General features: G+C 71.2%; 21 protein-coding genes. 10 read left to right on the forward strand and 11 right to left on the reverse strand.

All coding sequences use genetic code 11. The features are described from left to right. Window positions 1-32: 32 nt before the first annotated feature. The 3 genes from AWC24_RS11580 to mmpH are packed head-to-tail and all read left to right on the forward strand — an operon-like array spanning window position 33 to window position 3,077. The gene (locus AWC24_RS11580) at window positions 33-1,274 is read left to right on the forward strand and encodes a glycosyltransferase family 4 protein (RefSeq protein WP_085085154.1); all 1,242 of its coding nucleotides are present in this window, start codon (window positions 33-35) and stop codon (window positions 1,272-1,274) included. After that, a complete protein-coding gene (locus tag AWC24_RS11585; protein ID WP_085085046.1) occupies window positions 1,268-2,014 on the forward strand; it encodes a class I SAM-dependent methyltransferase in 747 nt (248 codons plus the stop codon). Before AWC24_RS11580 ends, AWC24_RS11585 begins: the two co-directional genes overlap by 7 nt. After that, window positions 2,001-3,077 (forward strand): MMP endo-(1,4)-3-O-methyl-alpha-D-mannosidase, encoded by a 1,077-nt coding sequence (gene mmpH / locus AWC24_RS11590; protein ID WP_085085048.1) that lies wholly within the window; start codon window positions 2,001-2,003, stop codon window positions 3,075-3,077. Before AWC24_RS11585 ends, mmpH begins: the two co-directional genes overlap by 14 nt. Here the strand turns inward: mmpH and AWC24_RS11595 are convergent. Beyond that, complete coding sequence (locus AWC24_RS11595; RefSeq protein ID WP_085085050.1) at window positions 3,074-3,727, reverse strand: class I SAM-dependent methyltransferase; 654 nt, start codon at window positions 3,725-3,727, stop codon at window positions 3,074-3,076. The genes mmpH and AWC24_RS11595 overlap by 4 nt on opposite strands. Before the next feature lie 52 nt (window positions 3,728-3,779). Between AWC24_RS11595 and AWC24_RS11600 the strand changes: the two genes are divergently transcribed. Further along, window positions 3,780-4,361, forward strand: coding sequence for a TetR/AcrR family transcriptional regulator (locus AWC24_RS11600; RefSeq protein ID WP_085085052.1), 582 nt, complete (start codon window positions 3,780-3,782; stop codon window positions 4,359-4,361). On the opposite strand, the gene AWC24_RS11605 is transcribed toward AWC24_RS11600, so the two are convergent. The 6 genes from AWC24_RS11605 to AWC24_RS11630 are packed head-to-tail and all read right to left on the reverse strand — an operon-like array spanning window position 4,345 to window position 10,687. After that, window positions 4,345-5,427 (reverse strand): type I-U CRISPR-associated protein Cas7, encoded by a 1,083-nt coding sequence (locus AWC24_RS11605; RefSeq protein ID WP_085085054.1) that lies wholly within the window; start codon window positions 5,425-5,427, stop codon window positions 4,345-4,347. The genes AWC24_RS11600 and AWC24_RS11605 overlap by 17 nt on opposite strands. Before the next feature lie 5 nt (window positions 5,428-5,432). Then, window positions 5,433-6,374 carry a cation diffusion facilitator family transporter gene (locus AWC24_RS11610; RefSeq protein ID WP_085085056.1) on the reverse strand — a complete coding sequence of 314 codons (942 nt, stop codon included), beginning with the start codon at window positions 6,372-6,374 and terminating at the stop codon, window positions 5,433-5,435. Next, a complete protein-coding gene (gene manA, locus AWC24_RS11615; protein ID WP_085085058.1) occupies window positions 6,375-7,631 on the reverse strand; it encodes a mannose-6-phosphate isomerase, class I in 1,257 nt (418 codons plus the stop codon). Window positions 7,632-7,639: 8 nt separating this feature from the next. Beyond that, on the reverse strand, window positions 7,640-8,779 hold the full coding sequence (locus AWC24_RS11620) for a TobH protein (RefSeq protein ID WP_085085060.1): 1,140 nt from the start codon (window positions 8,777-8,779) through the stop codon (window positions 7,640-7,642). Then, entirely contained in the window at window positions 8,776-10,188 is a 1,413-nt protein-coding gene (locus AWC24_RS11625; RefSeq protein ID WP_085085062.1) for a phosphomannomutase/phosphoglucomutase, read from the reverse strand. Before AWC24_RS11625 ends, AWC24_RS11620 begins: the two co-directional genes overlap by 4 nt. Before the next feature lie 58 nt (window positions 10,189-10,246). Further along, the gene (locus AWC24_RS11630; protein WP_085085156.1) at window positions 10,247-10,687 is read right to left on the reverse strand and encodes a DUF3499 domain-containing protein; all 441 of its coding nucleotides are present in this window, start codon (window positions 10,685-10,687) and stop codon (window positions 10,247-10,249) included. A 94-nt stretch (window positions 10,688-10,781) separates the two neighbouring features. On the opposite strand from AWC24_RS11630, the gene AWC24_RS11635 reads away from it, so the two are divergent. Next, window positions 10,782-11,234 carry a metallopeptidase family protein gene (locus AWC24_RS11635; RefSeq protein WP_207568320.1) on the forward strand — a complete coding sequence of 151 codons (453 nt, stop codon included), beginning with the start codon at window positions 10,782-10,784 and terminating at the stop codon, window positions 11,232-11,234. 18 nt (window positions 11,235-11,252) lie between these two features. Here AWC24_RS11635 and AWC24_RS11640 read toward each other — a convergent pair whose 3' ends face one another. Further along, on the reverse strand, window positions 11,253-11,612 hold the full coding sequence (locus AWC24_RS11640) for a WhiB family transcriptional regulator (RefSeq protein WP_234807342.1): 360 nt from the start codon (window positions 11,610-11,612) through the stop codon (window positions 11,253-11,255). A gap of 372 nt (window positions 11,613-11,984) precedes the next feature. Here AWC24_RS11640 and cofD point away from each other — a divergent pair, with 372 nt between their 5' ends. From cofD to AWC24_RS11660, 3 genes are read left to right on the forward strand one after another with little or no spacing between them, the layout of a single operon-like run. Next, entirely contained in the window at window positions 11,985-12,974 is a 990-nt protein-coding gene (gene cofD / locus AWC24_RS11650; protein WP_085085068.1) for a 2-phospho-L-lactate transferase, read from the forward strand. Beyond that, window positions 12,971-14,311 carry a coenzyme F420-0:L-glutamate ligase gene (locus tag AWC24_RS11655; RefSeq protein WP_085085070.1) on the forward strand — a complete coding sequence of 447 codons (1,341 nt, stop codon included), beginning with the start codon at window positions 12,971-12,973 and terminating at the stop codon, window positions 14,309-14,311. The genes cofD and AWC24_RS11655 overlap by 4 nt, the downstream gene beginning before the upstream one ends. After that, on the forward strand, window positions 14,308-14,856 hold the full coding sequence (locus AWC24_RS11660) for an NUDIX hydrolase (protein WP_085085072.1): 549 nt from the start codon (window positions 14,308-14,310) through the stop codon (window positions 14,854-14,856). Before AWC24_RS11655 ends, AWC24_RS11660 begins: the two co-directional genes overlap by 4 nt. A 69-nt stretch (window positions 14,857-14,925) precedes the next feature. Here the strand turns inward: AWC24_RS11660 and manB are convergent, their stop codons facing one another. The 3 genes from manB to rfbD are packed head-to-tail and all read right to left on the reverse strand — an operon-like array spanning window position 14,926 to window position 17,760. Next, window positions 14,926-16,002: a mannose-1-phosphate guanylyltransferase ManB gene (manB, locus tag AWC24_RS11665; protein ID WP_085085074.1), complete on the reverse strand. Its 1,077-nt coding sequence runs from the start codon at window positions 16,000-16,002 to the stop codon at window positions 14,926-14,928. Beyond that, window positions 15,999-16,883 carry a glycosyltransferase family 2 protein gene (locus AWC24_RS11670; RefSeq protein WP_085085075.1) on the reverse strand — a complete coding sequence of 295 codons (885 nt, stop codon included), beginning with the start codon at window positions 16,881-16,883 and terminating at the stop codon, window positions 15,999-16,001. Before AWC24_RS11670 ends, manB begins: the two co-directional genes overlap by 4 nt. Before the next feature lie 10 nt (window positions 16,884-16,893). Further along, a complete protein-coding gene (rfbD, locus tag AWC24_RS11675) occupies window positions 16,894-17,760 on the reverse strand; it encodes a dTDP-4-dehydrorhamnose reductase (protein WP_109560422.1) in 867 nt (288 codons plus the stop codon). Between the two features lie 113 nt (window positions 17,761-17,873). Between rfbD and AWC24_RS11680 the strand changes: the two genes are divergently transcribed. Together AWC24_RS11680 and AWC24_RS11685 are read left to right on the forward strand one after the other, a co-directional pair. Continuing rightward, window positions 17,874-19,343, forward strand: coding sequence for an LCP family protein (locus AWC24_RS11680; RefSeq protein ID WP_174813594.1), 1,470 nt, complete (start codon window positions 17,874-17,876; stop codon window positions 19,341-19,343). Between the two features lie 10 nt (window positions 19,344-19,353). Further along, window positions 19,354-20,133, forward strand: a complete 780-nt coding sequence (locus AWC24_RS11685) for a TIGR03089 family protein (RefSeq protein ID WP_174813593.1) — start codon at window positions 19,354-19,356, stop codon at window positions 20,131-20,133. The last annotated feature ends 146 nt before the right edge of the window (window positions 20,134-20,279 follow it).

Genomic DNA, 20,279 nt, shown 5'->3' on the forward strand with positions numbered 1-20,279 from the left:
TGTCCAGACAGCCAGCCGGTGATGTCGAGCGTCTGCGGATCGCGCTGCTGTCTTATCGCAGCAAGGAGCACTGCGGCGGTCAGGGCGTCTACGTGCGGCACCTGAGCCGGGGGCTCGCCGAGCTCGGCCACCACGTCGAGGTGTTCTCCGGGCAGCCCTACCCCGAGCGGCTCGACCCGGCGGTGCTGTTGCGTGAGGTGCCCAGCCTGGACCTGTACCGCGAACCGGACCCGTTCCGGGTGCCGCGGCCCAGCGAGATCCGCAGTGGCATCGACCTGCTGGAGCTGACCACCATGTGGACCGCCGGGTTCCCTGAGCCGCGCACCTTCAGCCTGCGTGCCGCCCGGCTGCTGGCCGCCCGCCGCGACGACTTCGACGTCGTCCACGACAACCAGTGCCTCGGCACCGGCCTGCTGCGGATCGCCGCGACCGGGTTGCCGGTGGTGGCCACCGTGCACCACCCGATCACCCGCGACCGGCGGCTGGACCTGGCCGCCGCGCCCTGGTGGCGCAAACCGGCGGTGCACCGCTGGTACGGCTTCGCCGAGATGCAGAAGCGGGTTGCCCGCCGGCTCCCCGAGCTGCTGACCGTCTCGAGCACCTCGGCCGCCGACATCGCCGACGACTTCGAGCTGGATCCGGCTCGGCTCAAGGTGGTGCCGCTGGGGGTGGACACCGAGGTGTTCCGGCCTCGCGAGCAACCGCGGGTCTCCGGGCGCATCGTGGCGATCTCCAGCGCCGACGTGCCGCTCAAGGGGGTGGCCCATCTGCTGGCGGCGGTGGCGAAGCTGCGCACCGAGCGTGACGTGGAGCTGCAACTGGTGGCCAAGCTGGAGCGGGGCGGGCTGACCGAGAAGCTCATCGCCGAACTCGGCATCGCCGACATCGTGACGGTCTCCAGCGGCCTGACCGACGCGCAACTGGCGGAGGTGTTGGCCTCTGCCGAACTGGTCTGCATCCCCTCGCTCTACGAGGGGTTCTCGCTGCCGGCGGTCGAGGCGATGGCCAGCGGCACCCCGGTGGTGGCCAGCCGGGCCGGCGCCCTGCCCGAGGTGCTCGGCGACGACGGGGTCTGCGCGCAGCTGGTGCCGCCCGGCGACGCGGCGGCGCTGACGCGCGCACTGGGCGCGCTGCTCGACGATCCCGACCGGCGCCACCGGCTCGGTGCGGCGGGCCGCCGTCGAGCCCTGGATGTCTACAGCTGGCCGGCCGTCGCCGCGGCGACCGTCGCGGTCTACCGCGACGCCATCGAACGGAGCGCGGCAACGTGCTGACCGTGGACTTCGACCGGCTGGGGATCGGTCCCGGGACGACGGTGATCGACGTGGGCTGCGGCGCCGGACGGCACTCGTTCGAGGCCTACCGCCGTGGCGCCGACATCATCGCGTTCGACCAGGATGCCGACGAGATCGACGGTGTGGCAACCATGTTCACCGCAATGGCCGAGGCCGGAGAGGCCCCGGCGAGCGCGACGGCCCGCGCAGTGGTCGGCGACGCCCTGGCACTGCCCTACCCCGACGGCGCCTTCGATGTCGTGATCGCCTCGGAGATCCTCGAGCACATCCCGGCCGACGGTGCGGCGATCGCCGAGCTGATCCGGGTGCTCGCCGACCGCGGCACGCTGGCGGTGAGCGTGCCCCGCTGGCTGCCCGAACAGGTCTGCTGGCTGCTCTCCGAGGAGTACCACAGCAACGAGGGCGGTCACATCCGGATCTACCGGGCATCGGCGTTGCGCGACAAGATCACCGGGGCCGGGCTGCGGTTCACCGGATCGCATCACGCGCACGGGCTGCACGCACCGTTCTGGTGGCTCAAATGCGCTGTGGGGGTCGATAAACCGGATCATCCGCTGGTGTCGGCCTACCACAAACTGCTGGTCTGGGACATGGTGTCGCGGCCGTCGGCCACCCGGGTCGCCGAGGCGGTGCTCAATCCGGTGGTCGGCAAAAGCGTCGCGTTATATTTCACCAAGGCCGACTTCACCGACCCGGCGAGAACCCGTGCGCTCCGCTGAGACCGGCGCGCCGGGCGTTCCCGGTGTGCTCACCCCGCAGCAGTGCCGCCAGACCGCGGCCTCGATCGCCGCGGTGCAGGAGTCCTCCGGGGCGATCCCGTGGTCGGCCACCGGTCACACCGACCCGTGGGATCACGTCGAATGCGCGATGGCGCTCACCGCGGCCGGACTGATCGAGCCGGCCCGCGCGGCGTTCGACTGGTCCCGGGATTCCCAGCGCGCCGACGGGTCGTGGCCGATTCAGTTGCGCGCCGGTGAGATCGAGGACGCCAACAGCGACAGCAACTTCTGCGCCTACATCGCCACCGGGGTCTGGCACCACGTGCTGGTCACCGGAGATCGGCCGTTCGCCGCGGCGATGTGGCCCACGGTGGCGGCCGCGATCGACTTCGTGCTGGGACTGCAGCGGGGTTCCGGGGAGATCTGCTGGGCGGCGTCACCGGCCGGTCCGGTCCCCGAGGCGTTGCTGACCGGATGCGCCAGCATCTACCACAGCATCCGCTGCGCACTCGCCCTCGCCGACTATCTCGGTGCGCCGCAACCCGAGTGGGAGGTGGCGCTGGGCCGGCTCGGGCACGCGATCACCGCGCACCCCGGCGCGTTCACCGAGAAGCCGCATCACGCGATGGACTGGTACTACCCGGTGCTCACCGGGGCACTGCGCGGCCCGGCGGCCGATGAACGGATCGCCGCGCGCTGGGACGCCTTCGTCGTCGACGGCCTGGGTATCCGGTGCGTCGACGATCGGCCGTGGGTCACCGGCGCCGAAACATGTGAACTGGTCCTGGCTTTGGACACGATGGGCCGGGCCGATGCGGCCCGCACCCAGCTCGCCGCGATGCAGCACCTGCGTGAGGCGGACGGATCCTATTGGACCGGACTGGTTTTCACCGACGGGAAACGCTGGCCGGTGGAGCGCACCACCTGGACCGGGGCCGCGGTGATCCTGGCCGCCGACGCGCTGTCGGACACCACGGCCGGCGCCGGCATCTTCCGCGGCGCCGACCTGCCCCGCGGACTGGAAGGCGACTACGACTGCGCCTGCGCCGGACTGCCGCGCTAGACGCCGTCGCCGGCAGCACCGGACGCACGCCGCAGCACCCGCAGCGACCCCGACTCCGCCACCTGTTCAAACTGCCGGCTTTCGATTGCCCGGCAATAGATCTGGTAGGGGGCCCGCCCGCCGTCGGCCGGATCGGGGAAGACGTCGTGGATCACCAGCACGCCGCCGCGGTCAACCCAGCGCGCCCAGCCGTCGAAGTCCTGGTGCGCGGCCGCCTCGCTGTGGCCGCCGTCGATGAACAGCAGCTGCAGCGGAGTGCGCCAGCCCCGGGCCACCACACTGGACTTGCCCACCACCGCCACCACGGTGTCGTCCAGGCCGGCCTGATCGAGGGTGCGCCGGAACGCCGGCAGCGTGTCGAACCGGCCGCTGTGCGGGTCGACCATGGTGACGTCGTGGTACTCCCAGCCCGGTTGGTGCTCCTCGGATCCGTGATGGTGGTCGACGGTGTAGAGCACACTGTCGCGCTGCTGCGCCGCAGCGCCGAGCAGCACGGTGGATTTGCCGCAGTAGGTGCCGATCTCCACCGCCACACCGCCGTCGAGCGCATCGACCGCGGCCCGGTGCAGCGCCCGGCCCTCGTCCTCGGGCATGAAGCCGGTCACCTGCTCGGCCAGGGCGAACAGTCGCTGGGTCTCATCAGATGCCATGCAGGCAAACTACGCTAGCGTCGCCCACGCTGTTGTAGTAGCGTCCGGACATGTGTCCAGTCCGGTGGCTCGGGAGTCGACGCGTCGTCGGCTGACGGCCAAACAGGCGGACACCGTCGAGCGGCTGAGTCGCGCCGCGATGACGGTGCTGGGCCGGGAGGGATTCTCCGGCCTGACGATTCGCATGGTGGCCGCCGAGGCCGGGATCGGCGCCGCAACCGCTTACACGTACTTCTCGTCAAAAGAGCACCTGGTCGCCGAGATCTTCTGGCGCCGGCTGGCCCTGGCACCAGCCCCGACGGTCGATTCCCCCGACCGCACGGTCCGGGTCGTCACCGTGCTGCGCCACATCGCGCTGCTGGTCGCCGACGAGGCCGAGTTGGCCGGTGCGGTCACCGCTGCGCTGCTCGGCAGCGACCCCGACGTCGAGCATCTGCGCCGCCGGATCGGTACCGAGATCCACGACCGGCTGGCCACCGCGATCGGCCCCCGCGACGAACCGGACCTGGTCGATTCCCTGGAACTGCTCTACTCGGGAGCGCTGGTGCGGGCCGGCATGGGGTACGGCTCCTACCAGCAGATCGCCGACCGGTTGGAGAAGTCGGCCCGGCTGCTGCTCAGCGCCGCGGGCTGAGCCGCCGCTCGGCGATGAAGTGCGGCAGCCGGAACCGGCGCGGCTCGTGCGCGTCCGGCGCTTCCTGGGCCACTCCCCCGTTCTGAGCCGCGGCGTAGGCCCCGGCGTTGCCGGTGACGCGCAAAACCTGGCCGCGCCAGGTGATGTCGGCCTCCCGGTAGGCCTCGATGAGCGCGCGCTCCAGCAGTTCGTCGGCCTGCTCGATCGACAGCGCGGCCAACTCGACGAATTCGCCGTCGCGGGCGTCGAGACTCAGCGTCGTGGGGCCGGTCTCGACCAGATCGCAGTTGGCCCGGATGCTCAACTCGGCATTCGAGCGCGCCAAACCGGCCAGCGCGTAGGCGGCCAGCAGCGCCCGACCGGCCTCGTCCCCGGCGATCCCGCAGTCGAAGCGCAGTTGCCGCAGCGCGGCGAAGCTCAGCACCTGGGTGCGAATGATGCGGCTGCAGCAGACACCGGAATCGGCCGCGGCGCGCGCATCCGCCGGCGCGCCGTCGACGAGCACGCCGATGATCTCGCCGGACAACACGCCGCGGAAGCGGCTCTGGCCGGTGCCGCGGGCGGCGTCGATCGCACCGAAAACCAGGCTGCCCGGGCTCAACTCGGCCACCGCGCGAGCATTCTCGGGAGTGCTCTCGCGCGCGGCCCGGTAGGCCGGGTGGGCGATCGCCGGCTTGCCGCCGATCGAGCCGGTCAAGAAGTGGCCGTCGAAAATCCGTTGCGGCAGCTCAAGATCGGTGTAGACCGTCCGGCCGCCTTCGTAGGACACCTCCAGCCGCGGCACCCGGCCCAGTACCGGATGCTGATCGCGGATGCCCTGCAGGATCGCGGCCTCCACCCGCTGGATCTGGCTCTGGTTGTCGTCGACGATCACCGACGTGGTCGGAGCGCCGTCGATCAGCCGGGTCTCGTGGGCGAGGGCCGCCGGGCCACGTCCGGCGCGGTGGGCCGGGCTGATCGCGACGTGCGGCCCGCCGGCGGGGGCCAGTTCGGTGTTCACGCTCAGCGTGCTGGCACCGCCGGCCTGGCAGGCCGCGGTGAGCTGCCGGTAGGAGAAGCTGGACAAAGCGATCAACCTTTCTGCTGCCGCGAGTCTGGCACAGCGCTGCGGTCCAGGTCGGGTTCGAGGTAGATCAGCCGGGCTGCCGGTACCGCCCTGCGGACGTTGGCTTCGGCATCGTCGATGGTGTCGGCGACGGCGGCCAGATCCAGCTGCGGATGCAGTGCGATCTTGGCGCCCACCAGCATCTCGTCGGGCCCCAGGTACAGGGTGCGGATGTGGATCAGCCGGGTCACGTTCCGGGTCTGCTCCAGCGCCGCGCGGATGGCCCGGTCCTCGGCGACCGTGGCGCCCTCCCCGATCAGCAGGCTGTGCATCTCGACCATCAAGAACACCGCGACGACGCCCAGCAGCACGCCGATGCCCAAGGTGGCCACGCCGTCCCACACCGGGTTGCCGGTGACCACACTCAAGCCCACGCCCATCAGCGCCAGCACCAGGCCGATCAACGCGGCGGTGTCCTCCAGCAGCACCACCGGAAGTTCCGGGGTGCGCGAGGTGCGCAGGAACCGCAGCCAGCTGGCCTCGCCCTTGAACGGCCGGGACTCGACCACCGCGGTGCGGAAACTGAACGTCTCCATGCCGATCGCCACCACCAGGATCACGATCGCCACCACCGGCGAACTCAACTCGACCGGGTGGTGGACCTTCTTGTAGCCCTCGTACAGCGCGAACATCGAGCCCAGGCTGAACAGCACCAGCGCCACCACGAACGACCAGAAGTAGCGGCTGCGGCCGTACCCGAACGGATGCAGCTCGTCGGGGGCCCTGGCGGCGGCCCGCTGGCCGAACAGCAGCAGCGCCTGGTTGGAGGTGTCGGCCACCGAGTGCACCGCCTCGGCGAGCATGGCGGCGCTGCCGGTGATCACGTACCCGGTGAACTTCGCGACCGCGATCCCGGCGTTGGCCAGCAGCGCCGCCAGGATCGCCCGGGTGCTACCGGAGGTGGACACTCACAGACCTATCGTCGACCGGAACAGCACGGCCTGCTGCTCGGCCCGCAGTCGGATCGGCCCGTCGTCGCTGGGCACCCAGGCCGACTCGCCGCGGCGCAGGGTCAGGCTCCCCGACTTGGCGTGCACGGTGACCGAGCCCTCGGTGCACAGCAGGATCTGCGGGCCGTCGTGGTGGGCCGGGGCGTCCAGCTCATGACCGAGGTGGGCGCCGTCGAGCGTCAACCGTGACACCGCGAACTCCTCGGCCGGGGTCTGGTAGACCACCTCGGGCCCGTCGCAGTGGATCGCCGGCCGCAGCGCCTCCTCGGTGGTCGGGGTGAAGTCCAGCACCCGCAACAGTTCGGGCACGTCGACGTGCTTGGGGGTCAGGCCGCCCCGCAGCACGTTGTCGGAGTTGGCCATCACCTCCAGCCCGACACCCTGCAGGTAGGTGTGCAGGTTGCCGGCGGCCAGGAAGATGGCCTCGCCGGGCGCCAGACTGATCCGGTTGAGCAGCAGCGCGGCCAGCACGCCGGCGTCGCCCGGGTAGCGCTCACCGAGTTCGAGCACGGTCTTGGCCTCGGCGGCGAACTCGCCGGCTTCCGAATGCAGGTATTGGATGGCCCCCTCGAGCACCGCGGGCACCAGGACGTCGAGATCGGGCTGGGGCGCGGTGATCCAGGTGGTGAACAGTGCCCGCAGCCCGTCGGCGTCGGACTGGGCGACTTCTGTAGGGGCACCGTCGGGAGAGCCGCCGAGCAGGTCGATGAACGGATCGAGGTCCGATACCGCCAGCGCGCGCAACAACTCGATGGTGCGGGCCGCGGGGCGGAAGCCGGCCAGCGCCTCGAACGGCTGCAGCGCCACCAGCAGTTCGGGTTTGTGGCTGGTGTCGCGGTAGTTGCGGATCGGTGAGGACACCGGCACCCCGAGCCGCTCTTCGCGCTCGTAGCCCTCGATCGCCTGCATGGCGCTGGGGTGGGCCTGCAGGGACAACGGCTCGTCGGCGGCGAGCACCTTGACCAGGAACGGCAGCCGGTCACCGAAGCGGGTGTGGGCCACCGGACCGAGCTGGCCCTTCCAGTCGGCGGTCAAGACCTCCAGCAGCGACACCTCGCCGGTGGCGGTGTCCAGCCAGGCCGGGTCGCCGGGGTGGGCGCCCAGCCACAGCTCGGCCTCCGGATGCGCCGCCGGGACCGGCCGCCCGGTGAACTCGGCGATGGCGGTCCTCGATCCCCAGGCGTAGGTCCGTATCGCGCCGCGTAGTGGTTCCACTGTTCCCGTCAACCTCGTAAAAGTCGCACATAGGCGGCGGCCATCTCCAACCGCACGGCCAGTACCGCAAGCTGTTGTTCGGCCCGGCCCGCCCCGGCCGGCGCCGGCACAGCCGCCGGCGCCGACGTCTCCTCCGCTGCCCCCGGTGTCAGCGGCACATCCCCCGCGCCGACGAGGTCGACATCGTGGAGCCCACTGATCCGGGCCGCCACCACCGTCCGCTCGGACGACAGTGCCAAGGCCAGCACCCGCAGCCGCTCGGCAGCCGGCCCGTCGATCTGCTCGTCATGAAAAATATCAGCGGATCCACCGGCGCCGGCCGCGTCCCGGGCGCGCAGCGCGCTCACCGCGTCGGCCAGCCCGGTGGCGGCCACCGCGGTCCCCCCGATCCGCAGCATCATCGCCGAACCGTGCCGGGCCAGCGCCAGCGACGCCGCGCAGTCACCGGCCAGGGCGACGGCGCGGCCGACGATCCGGTCCGCCAGGATCTTGGCCGGGTTGGTGAACAGCTCGCGTCCGGCGCTGTTGCGCAGGGCCTCGGCATCCAGTTCGTCGGCCAGTACACCGAGGTCGATCTGCGCGGCCGGATTCCCCGGCTCCACGGCCTCCAGCACGGCGAGCCCGGCGGCCAGGTAGCGGGGCAGCCCGAACTCGTCCGGGACCCCGACCCGCGGCTCGAGCACCGCGACACGGCCGGCGGTGGCATCGCGCAGCGGGCCCTGGTAGGGAGCGGCCACCACCACCCGTGCGCCGCGCCGCACCCCGGCGGCGGCCGCGGCGACCAGCGCGGGATCTCCGGGGTCGTCACCGGCGACGACCAGCACGTCCAGCGCCCCCATCCAGGCCGGCGCCTCGCCGGCCTGCACCAGCGGTTCGCGAGCCGAATCCCCGCGGGCCGCGGCCAGCAGGCTTCCCGCCGTCGCCGCCGCGCCGCGGGTCGACACCCAGATCACGGTGCGCGCCGGATAGTCCCGGATGTCGCTGCGCACCGTGTCCAGGGCGCCCTCGGCGACCGCGGCGGCGGTGGCGCGCACCTGCGCCCCGGCCATCGACGCAGCCCACAGCGCCCCGTCGTGGTCAGCGGCCAGCAACGCCTCGGCGTCGTCGAGATCGACGGTGGAGGAGAAGGATCCGGAGAACGCGTTCACGACCGTGACTTCTCGGCGGCGGTGACGGCCTCCACCTGTTCGCCGACCCGGGCCACCACCGCCTCGACGGCGGCCGAATCGGGGCCCTCCACGTTGAGCCGCAGCAGCGGTTCGGTGTTGGAGCTGCGCAGGTTGAACCAGCTGCCTCCGCCCAGGTCGACGGTCACCCCGTCGAGATGGTCGACGGACGCCTGCTCCCCGAACGACGCCACCACCGCGTCCGCGTAGGCCTGCGCGTCGACGCCTTCGGCCAGGGTGTAGTTGATCTCGCCGGAGGCCGCGTACCGCTGGTAGTCGGCGGTCAGCTCGGAGAGCGGCCGCTGCTGCTCGCCGAGCGCGGCCAGCACATGCAGCGCTGCCAGCATCCCCGAGTCGGCCCCCCAGAAGTCCCGGAAGTAGTAGTGCGCCGAGTGTTCCCCGCCGAAGATGGCGCCGGTCTCGGCCATCACGGCCTTGATATAGGAGTGCCCGACCCGCGACCGCAGCGGCGTGCCGCCGCGCTCGGCCACCAGTTCGGCGACCGCGCGGGAGGTGATCAGGTTGTGGATCACCGTCGCGCCGGGTTCGCGAGCCAACTCGCGGGCCGCGACCAGGCCGGTCACCGCCGACGGAGCGACCGGCTCGCCGCGCTCGTCGACCACGAAGCACCGGTCGGCGTCACCGTCGAAGGCCAGCCCGATGTCAGCACCGTTGTCGCGGACGAAGGCCTGCAGGTCGGTGAGGTTGGCCGGGTCCAGCGGGTTGGCCTCGTGGTTGGGGAAGTTCCCGTCGAGCTCGAAATACAGCGGCAGCAACGTGATCGCCTGCACCGAACCGAACACCGCCGGCGCGGTGTGGCCGGCCATGCCGTTGCCGGCGTCCACGGCCACCCGCAGCGGGCGCCCGCCGGAGATGTCGACCAGGGAGTGCAGGAACGCCGCATAGTCGGCCAGCACGTCGCGATCGGAGACGGTCCCGCGGGCTCCGGCCCGGCCCGCGTCGGGCGCCACCCCGGCGATCAGCTCATCACGGATCCGGTCCAGGCCGGAGTTGGCGCCGACCGGCTTGGCGCCCGCCCGGCACAGCTTGATGCCGTTGTAGGCGGCCGGATTGTGGCTGGCGGTGAACATCGCTCCCGGGCAGTCCAGCGACCCGGAGGCGAAGTAGAGCTGGTCGGTGGAGGCCAGCCCGATCCGGATCACGTCGAGGCCCTGGGCGATCACCCCCTCGGCGAACGCCGCCGACAACGGAGGCGAACTGTCCCGCATGTCATGGCCGATCACCACCTGCCGGGCGCCCTCGTCGGTCATCAGCCGGGCGAACGCAGCGCCGACCTCGGCGACCAGGGATTCATCGATCTCCGAACCGACCAGGCCACGTACGTCGTACGCCTTGATCACACGGTGGACAGCCGCAGCGGGCCGAGACATGGACAGGGCTCCTGACGAAGTGGACGCTTGACGCTCAAGCCTAGCCCGGAACCTGCGATCAGTCCGACGGGTCCGGCAACACGCGCAGGTGGCCGCGGCGCCTGCCGTTGCTCTTGCCGGGCGGTCCGGGCGGCGCCAGCACGCCGCCGCCGGGAGTGCCCGTGGACGCGCCCCGGGAACCGGAATCCGCCGGGCCGGTCTGCGGATACCATCCCTTCGCCGGTCCGGCCGGTCCGGACTGGCCCTCCCGCACCGCTTCGGCGAGCGCGATCAGATCGTCCTCCTCGGGGGACACCCACGGGCCGGGGTGACGGACCAGCTCCCAGCCCCGCGGGGCGGTGATCCGGCCGGCGTGGCTGAAACACAGGTCCCACGAATGGGGCTCGGCGGCGGTCGCCAGGGGGCCGACCACGGCGGTGGAGTCCGAGTAGACGAACGTCAGCGTCGCCACCGCATAGTGCGGACACCCTGGCCGACAGCAGCGGCGGGGAACGTTCACGCTCGTGAGGCTATCGTGGCCGCGCAGCCCGGCGGCGCCGGACACGCGCAACGGGTGGGCACCCTATGCGCAACCGTTACCATCTTCTTCCGTGATCGCCACGCGTCGCCTATGGCGCGGCCGCGAACCCCGCGGGCCGCTGCTGCCGCCGACCGTGCCCGGCTGGCGCACCCGGGCCGAACGGTTCGACATGGCGGTGCTGGAGGCCTATGAGCCCATCGAGCAACGCTGGAAGCAACGACTGTCGGCGCTCGACGTCGCGGTCGACGAGATTCCCCGGATCGCCGCCAAAGATCCCGACAGTGTGCAGTGGCCCCCGGAGGTGGTCGCCGACGGGCCGATTCCGCTGGCCCGCTTGATACCTGCCGGGGTCGATGTCCGGGGTAACCCGACGCGGGCGCGAATATTGTTGTTCCGCAAGCCGATAGAACAACGCGCCAATGACAGCGTCGAGCTCGGCGATTTATTGCATGAAATCCTGGTGGCTCAGGTCGCCACGTACTTGGATGTCGAACCCACCGTCATCGACCCGACGATCGAGGACTAGCGGGCGTGTTCGACGCGCTCAGATGATGCCGCGCTTGAGGCGACGGCGCTCACGCTCGGACAGGCCGCCCCAGATGCCGAAACGCTCGTCGTGCGCCAGCGCGTATTCCAGGCACTCGCTGCGCACCGAGCACCGCTGGCAGATCTTCTTGGCCTCGCGGGTGGACCCGCCCTTCTCCGGGAAGAAGGCCTCGGGGTCGGTCTGCGCGCACAGCGCGCGGTCCTGCCACTGCTCATTGGTGGCCGAAGCGGGGTCGAACGGGTCGAACTCGTCGTAGTCGTCGAGCTCGGGGACAAGGCTCAGGTGTGGCCGGCTGGGCGCCGGTTCGACCTCTGCTGGTGTCGTAAATCCGGTATTGGCATGCGGTGTCGCTCCCATTACGCCCCAAAGGTGCTCATAGGACATGCTCCGCCTCCTCACCTGGTTGCGCGATTCTGATGTGTCGCCCGTATTGCGATGTTCACCATCCCAATTCGAACATGTGATCGAATCTCGGTCTGCGACACCGGAATCGGCTGGCCAACCGGGAAATGACACTGATGTGATTAGACACGGGTTGACTGGTCCGGTCAAGCCGAATGGCGAAATTCCTTACCATCTCGTGACCGATTTCGGACGTGTCCGAGACCGGCGAGTCCGTGTCATCTACCCCACACCCCCGTTTCGGCGTGTCTTACCGGGGCGGTTGCGCGGCCGCTGGGGCGGTCCGGCACACCGGTCGCATCCACGCCAACGGTACTGTCGTGCGCTGTGAAGGTCACGGTTCTCGTCGGCGGGGTCGGCGGCGCGAAGTTCCTGCTCGGCGTCCAGAAATTGCTGGGCCTGGGCCGGTTCGGCGACGCCGACGCGGCGGCGCATGAGCTTACCGCGGTCGTCAACGTCGGCGACGACGCCTGGATGCACGGCGTGCGCATCTGCCCGGACCTGGACACCTGCATGTACACCCTGGGCGGCGGGGTGGACCCCGAGCGCGGTTGGGGTCACCGCGACGAGACCTGGCACGCGATGGAGGAGTTGGCCCGCTACGGCATGCAACCGGACTGGTTCGGTCTCGGCGACCGCGACCTCGCCACCCATCTGGTGCGCACCCAGGCGTTGCGTGGCGGCTACCCGCTGACGGAGGTGACCGCGGCGCTCTGCGACCGCTGGCAGCCCGGCGCGAGGCTGCTGCCGGTCACCGACGACAGCTGCGAAACCCATGTCGTGATTACCGATCCCGCCGACGACACCCAGCGTGCGATCCACTTCCAGGAGTGGTGGGTGCGCTACCGCGCCGAGGTCCCCACGCACGGGTTCGGCTTCGTGGGCGCCGAGAAGGCCAACGCCACACCGCAAGTCCTCGAGGCCGTCGCCGACGCCGACATCGTGCTCTTGGCGCCGTCGAATCCGGTGGTGAGCATCGGCGCCATCCTGGCCGTTCCCGGCATCCGGGCAGCGCTGCGGTCCACCCCGGCACCGGTGGTCGGCTACTCGCCGATCATCGCCGGAAAGCCGTTGCGCGGCATGGCCGACACCTGCCTGAGTGTGATCGGCCTGGAGTCCAGCGCGCACGCCGTGGGTCACCACTACGGGGCGCGCAGCGGGACCGGGATCCTCGACTACTGGCTGGTGCACGAGGGCGAGCAGACCACCGACGAGCTTGCCGGCGTCACGGTGCGCAGCGCTCCGCTGCTGATGACCGACCCGGCGGCGACGGGCGAGATGGTGCGCGCCGGGCTGGATCTCGCGGGCGTGGCATGACCGAGCACGGCAGTGCCGCCAAGGTGGAGATCCTGCCGGTCACCGGCATGGGCGAGTTCCGGCCGGGTGACGATCTGGCGGCCGCGCTGGCGCAGGCCGCACCGTGGCTGGCCGACGGCGACATCGTGGTCGTCACCAGCAAGGTGGTCTCCAAGTGCGAGGGCCGTATCGTTCCGGCGCCCCACGACCCCGAAGCGCGTGACGCGCTGCGCCGCCAACTGGTCGAGGCCGAGGCGGTGCGCGTGCTGGCCCGCAAGGGCCGCACCTGGATCACCGAGAATCGGCTCGGCCTGGTGCAGGCCGCCGCCGGCGTGGACGGCTCCAACGTCGGCTCCGACGAACTGGCGCTGCTGCCGGTGGATCCCGACGGCAGCGCTGCCAAGTTGCGCGCCCGGTTGGCCGAGCGGCTCGGTGTCGAGGTCGCGGTGCTGATCACCGACACCATGGGCCGCGCCTGGCGCCACGGGCAGATCGACGTCGCGATCGGGGCAGCGGGCCTGACCGTGCTCAACGGCTACGCCGGCGCGGTCGACCGGCACGGCAATGCTCTGGTGGTCACCGAGGTGGCCGTCGCCGACGAACTGGCGGCGGCCGCCGATCTGGTCAAGGGCAAGCTCACCGATGTCCCGGTGGCGGTGGTGCGCGGTGTCGTCAGCCCCGACAACGGATCCACCGCGGCCGCGCTGGTGCGCTCCGGTCCCGAGGACCTGTTCTGGCTCGGCACCGCCGAGGCCATCGAGGCCGGGCGCCGGCAAGCCCAGCTGTTGCGCCGCTCGGTGCGCGCGTTCTCCCCCGAACCGGTGCCGGCCGAGACGATCAGCGATGCCATCGCCGAAGCGCTGACCGCCCCGGCGCCACACCACACCCGGCCGGCGCGGTTCGTCTGGCTGCAGAGCCCGGGCGTGCGCACCCGGCTGCTCGACGCCATGGCCGACAAGTGGCGCGCCGACCTGACCGGCGACGGCAAGTCCCCCGAGGCCGTCGAGGCCCGGGTCGCCCGCGGCCGGATCCTCTACGACGCGCCCGAGGTCGTGATCCCGGTGATGGTGCCCGACGGCGCCCACCACTATCCCGACGCGGTCCGCACCGCCGCCGAGCAGACCATGTTCACCGTCGCGGTCGGCGCCGCCGTCCAGGCACTGCTGGTGGCGCTGGCGGTGCGCGACGTGGGCAGTTGCTGGATCGGCTCCACCATCTTCACACCGGAATTGGTACGGGCCGAGCTGGATCTGCCGGCGGATTGGGAACCGTTGGGCGCCATCGCCATCGGATACGCCACCGAGCCGCCCGAGCCGCGCCCGCCGGCCGCCGTCGATGACCTGCTGGTACGTCGGTGAGCACGCACGACTCCGCCGTCGAGGCGCTGACGGGCTGGGCCGCACCGGATTCGGGGCAGGACGCGCTGCGCCACGCGGTGCTGGCGTTCCTGGCCGCCCGGCCCGATGCGTGTGCGCGTGAATGCGTGCCCGGCCACATCACCGCCTCGGCGCTGGTGCTCGACCACACCGGTGAGCGGGCGCTGCTGACGCTGCACCCGCGGGTCGGCCGCTGGCTGCAACTGGGCGGGCACTGCGAGGTCTCCGACGCCGACATCGTCGCCGCCGCCTTGCGGGAGGCCACCGAGGAGTCCGGTATCGCCGGGCTGCGGCTCGACCCGCGGCTGGCGGCCGTGCACGTGCATCCGGTGACCTGCTCGCTGGGGATTCCCACCCGGCATCTGGACCTGCAGTTCGTGGCGCACGCACCGGCCGGCGCGCAGATCGGCATCAGTGCCGAATCGGTCGACCTGCGCTGGTGGCCGGTCGACGCGCTGCCGCCGGATGCCGACGACGCGCTGCGGTATCTGGTGGGGCGGGCGGTCGCGGATAGCCGCGCCCGTTGACACTGCGCGTATGGCGGAAAAGTTCGAGAAGGGTGCGCCCTGAGCGCAGTGTCAGCGGGAGAACTGGGTTCAGATGTCGCTGGAGTAGCGGATCCCGCAGTCCGGAATCGACACCCCCGGCCACACCCGCGCCCCGCGCAGTAGTTCGCAGCGCGCCCCGATGTCGGCGCCGTCGCCGATCACCCCGTCGCGGATCAGTGCCCGCGGCCCGATCCGGGCCCCGAACCCGATGATCGAGCGTTCGATCACGCTGCCCGCCTCGACCTTCACGCCGTCGAAGATCACCGCTCCGTCCAGCCGCGCGCCGGGGCCGATCTCGGCGCCCCGACCGACGACCGTGCCGCCGATCAGCACCGTGCCCGGCGCCACCGCGGCACCGTCGTGCACCAGCGACTCGCCGCGCCGGCCGCCCAGCGCCGGTGACGGCGCGATGCCGCGCACCAAATCCGCCGAGCCGCGCACGAAGTCCTCCGGGGTGCCCATGTCGCGCCAGTAGCTGGTGTCGACGTAGCCGTAGACGCTGAAGTCCCCGTCCGACAACAGCGCCGGGAACACCTCGCGCTCCACCGAGACCGCCCGGCCGCGCGGAATGCGGTCGATGACGTTGCGGGACAACACGTAGCAGCCGGCGTTGATCTGGTCGGTGGGCGGGTCCTCGGTCTTCTCCAGGAATGCGGTGACCCGGCCGTCGTCGGTGGGCACACACCCGAATGCGCGCGGGTCGCCCACCCGTACCAGATGCAGGGTGGCCTGCGCCTGATGCTCACGGTGGTAGGCGTACAGCTCGGCCAGGTCCGCCCCGGAGAGCACGTCGCCGTTGAACACCATCGCGGTGTCGTGGCGCAGCTTGGGCGCGACGTTGGCGATGCCGCCGCCGGTGCCCAGCGGCTCGTCCTCGGTCACGTAGTCGATCTGCAGGCCCAGCGCGGACCCGTCGCCGAATTCTTGCGCGAACACCGCCGGCTTGTAGGAGGTGCTGAGGATGACGTGCTCGATGCCGGCCGCAGCGATCCGCGACAGCAGGTGCGTCACGAAGGGCAGGCCGGCGGTCGGCAGCATCGGCTTGGGCGCCGACAGCGTCAGCGGCCGCAGCCGGGTGCCTTTGCCGCCGACCAGGACGACGGCGTCGACTTGGCTGAGTGTCACGGGCGTCCCCTCGTCAGTTTGCGGCGAGCGTTTCGCACCGCCAGGTGTGAGCGCACCGCCAGCGCCCCCCGCATGGCCGCGCGCAGCGGCGCTCGCCACCATCCGGTGTGCCGGTCGGCCAGATAGGTGTAGGTGCTGCGGTGGTGCGCCGCCAGGTTGGCCGCCGGGTCCTTGCCGGTGGCGTGACCCTTCTGGTGCAGCACTTCGGCCCCCGGAACGTAGACGTTGAGCCAGCCGGCCCGGCCCAGCCGGTCTCCCAGATCCACGTCTTCCATGTAGAGGAAGTAGCGCTCGTCAAAGCCGCCGATCGCGTCGAAGGCGGCCCGGCGCACCAGTAGGCAGGCACCCGACAGCCACCCCACCGGGCGTTCGCTGGGTTCCAGACGTTCCTGCCGGTAACCGCGCGACCACGGGTTGTTCCGCCACAGCGGGCCGATGACGGCGTGCATGCCGCCGCGGACGAGGCTCGGCAGCTGCCGCGCCGAGGGGTACACCGAGCCGTCGGGATCGCGGATCAGCGGGCCCAGCGTGGCCGCGTCCGGCCAGCGGGCGGCCGCCTCCAGCAGCGCGTCGATGCTGCCCGGCCCCCACTGCACGTCGGGATTGGCCACGATAAGGAATTCACCGCATTCGTCGTTGCCGGCGAGCTTGGACACCGCCCGGTTGACCGCTCCCCCATAACCCAGGTTCGCCCCGGTGACCAGCAGTTCGACATTGGGATAGCGCTGTACGGCTTCCTGCGGCGCACCGTCGGTCGAGCCGTTGTCAGCCATCACCACCTGCACCGGGCGGTCGGTGGCCAAGGACAAAGATGCCAGGAAGCGGTCCAGATGCCATCCCGGCGAATAGGTCACCGTCACCACCGGCAGGGCCTCACTCACGGCGTAGAGGCTATCTGGCCACTGCGGCGGCCAACGCATCGCGCCATGGGCGCAGCGGCGTCAGGCCGGCCCGCGCCGAGTCGACCCCCGACAACGCGGAGTAGGCCGGCCGGGCCGCCGGGCGCGGGTTGGCGGCGCTGCTGACCGGACGCACCCGGCCGGGATCGGCGCCGAGCGCGGTGAACACCGCGCAGGCCTGTTCGTAGCGGCTCGCCGCGCCGGCGTTGGCGGCGTGCAGCAGTCGCGCGGCCGGCCACGCCTCGGCCAGCCGCAGCAGCGCGTCGGCCAGGTCCCCGACGTAGGTCGGTGAGCCGATCTGGTCGTCGACCATGTCGACTGTCGCATCGGTCTCGGCGCGGGCCCGCATCACCGCGACGAAGTCCGACCCGCCCGCGGCGCCGGTGTAGACCCAGGCGGTGCGCACCACCAGGGAGTCCGGTGACCCCGCCAGCACCGCCTGCTCGCCGGCCAGTTTGGTTTCGCCGTAGACACTGAGCGGCCGGGTCGGGTCCCCCGGCTCGTACGGCCGCGGCGGGGCGCCGCCGAAGTCACCGTCGAAGACATAGTCGGTGGAGATGTGGATCAACCGGGCGCCGGCCCGCGCGCAGGCGGCGGCCAGGTGGCCCGGCCCGGCGGCGTTGACGGCGTGGGCGCGGTCGGTGTCGGTCTCGGCGGCGTCGACCTGGGTATAGGCAGCACAGTTGACCAGCACGTCCCCGGCGCGCAGGTCGACGGCGTCGACGGCGTCGGGATCGGTGATGTCGCACTGCGCCGAGGACAGCGCCAGCACGTCTCGGCCCGCCTCGGCGGCGCGGCCGGTCAGGAAACGGCCGACCTGGCCGCGGGCTCCGGTGATGACGATCCGGGTCACTGTCACTTAACCGCCACTCCTCCACATCGCTTCGGCCCTGCGCCGTCGCCGGCGGCCCAAGTCTGGCACGCCGACCGCGGCTACCGCCGATACGGCAGTGACGCAAGTAGCCTGTTGTGATGCCTGCGCAACGTGTGATTCGTGTGATCGCGACCGTGGCAGCCGTCGTCATCGTGCTGGGGACCGGGGTGGCCTGGAGCCAGGTCCGGTCCTTCGAAGACGGCATCTTCCACGTCGCGTCACTGGCCCTGGGCCAAGGCGGATCCGACGGCGCGGTCGACATCCTGCTGGTCGGGATGGACAGCCGCACCGACGCGCACGGCAACCCACTGACACCGGAGGAGCTGGCGGCGTTGCGGGTCGGCGACGACGACGCCACCAACACCGACACCATCATCCTGGTCCGCATCCCCAACAACGGGAAGTCGGCCACCGCGATCTCGATCCCCCGCGACTCCTACGTGGCGGCGCCCGGACTGGACAAGACCAAGATCAACGGCGTCTACGGCGCCACCCGGCTGGAGACCGCCGACGCGTTCGTCGAAACCGGGATGGACCCGATCCAGGCCCAGGCCCGCGGCACCCAGGCCGGCCGGGAGGCGCTGATCCAGACGGTGGCCGAACTGACCGGGGTCACCGTCGACCATTACGCCGAGATCGGTCTGCTGGGCTTCTCGCTGATCACCGACGCGCTCGGCGGCGTCGACGTCTGCCTGCGGGAGCCGGTGTACGAAGAGCTCTCCGGCGCAAATTTCCCGGCCGGCTGGCAGCGGCTCGGCGGCGCGGAGGCGTTGAGCTTCGTGCGGCAGCGCCACGAGCTGCCACACGGCGACCTGGACCGGGTGCGCCGCCAGCAGGCGGTGATGGCGTCGCTGGCCCACAAGGTCATCTCCGGAAAGACGCTGTCGAGCCCGGCCACCCTGTCGCGGCTGCAGGCGGCGGTGCAGCGGTCGGTGGTGCTGTCGGAGGGCTGGGACGTGCTGGATTTCATCACCCAGCTGCAGGATCTGGCGGGCGGCAAAGTCGCGTTCGCCACCATCCCGGTGCTCGAGGAGTCCGGCTGGAGCGACGACGGCATGCAGAGTGTGGTCCGGGTCGATCCGGGCCAGGTGGCCGACTGGGTGGCCGGGCTGCTGCATGACCAGGACGAGGGCAAGACCGAGCAGCTGGCCTACGAACCGGAGCACACCACCGCCAGCGTCTACAACGACACCGACATCAACGGCTTGGCCGCGGCGGTCTCGGGGGTGCTGCGGGCCAAGGGCTTCGGCACCGGCTCGGTCGGCAACAACGAGGCTGCCCGGGTGGCCGCCAGCCAGGTGCAGGCCGCCAGCACCGATGACCCCGGCGCGCAGGCGGTGGCCAAGGATCTCGGCGGACTGCCGGTGGTGTCCAACGAGTCGGTGCCCGCCGGTGCGGTGCGCGTGGTGCTGGCCGACGACTACACCGGGCCGGGTTCGGGTCTGGGCGGCGGGGGCTACACCACGATGGCCGGCATCTCCGGCATCGAAGACGCCGGACTGCCCGAAATCGCGCCTCCACCACCGGTTCTGACCGCGGGTTCCGGCGACCCGCAATGCGTGAACTAACGTCGGTGAGGTGACCAACCTCAGCTCGGCGATCCTTGATCCGATCGTGCGCGCCGATCCGGTGGGACCACGGATCACCTACTACGACGACGCCACCGGCGAACGCATCGAGTTGTCGGCGGCGACCCTGGCGAACTGGGCCGCCAAGACCGGCAACCTGCTGCGTGATGAACTCGGCGCCGGTCCGGGCACCCGGGTGGCGGTATTGCTGCCGGCGCACTGGCAGACCGCGGCGGTGATGTTCGGGGTGTGGTGGATCGGCGCCGAGGTGCTGCTGAGTTCACGCAGCGGTCCCAGCTTCGCCTCTCCTGCGTCGGGGCTCGCTGAACCGCTGGAATCCGGCGGGGACGCCGATATCGCCCTGTGCACCGCGGAGCGACTCGACGAGGCCGATGCGGCGGTGGCCGGCACCGGCGGTGAAGTCGTGGTGGCGTCGCTGGATCCGTTCGGCCGGCCGGCCGCGGACCTGCCGGTGGGCGTCACCGACTATGCGACGGCGGTCCGGGTGCACGGCGACCACCTCGACGCCGAGCGCTCCCCCGGCGCCGCCCTGGCCGGCTCGTCCGCCGACGAGGTGCTGGCATTGTGCGAGAAAGCGGCGGCCGCAACGGGTTTGACGGCATCGGATCGGGTGTGGTCGGCCAACGGCTGGCGCACCCCCGCCGAGCTGATCGACAACATGCTGGCGGTCTTCGCCGTGGGCGCCTCCCTGGTGCAGGTCGGCAATCCGGACCCGGACGTCCAGGACCGTCGCCGCGAAACCGAAAAGGTGACCCGCACCCTGGGCTGAAACGCCTTATCCGTCGAGTGCGCGGTTTGGTACGCATCCACCCGGCGTGTCGCGTACTGAACCGCACACTCGCCGCATTTTCACCGCCGTACCACCCCTGGCATTCATGCATAGATGCTTATATGCTGATACCCTCGCTGACTAAG

Source organism: Mycolicibacter senuensis (genome assembly GCF_002101885.1).
GTDB classification, from domain to species: domain Bacteria; phylum Actinomycetota; class Actinomycetes; order Mycobacteriales; family Mycobacteriaceae; genus Mycobacterium; species Mycobacterium senuense.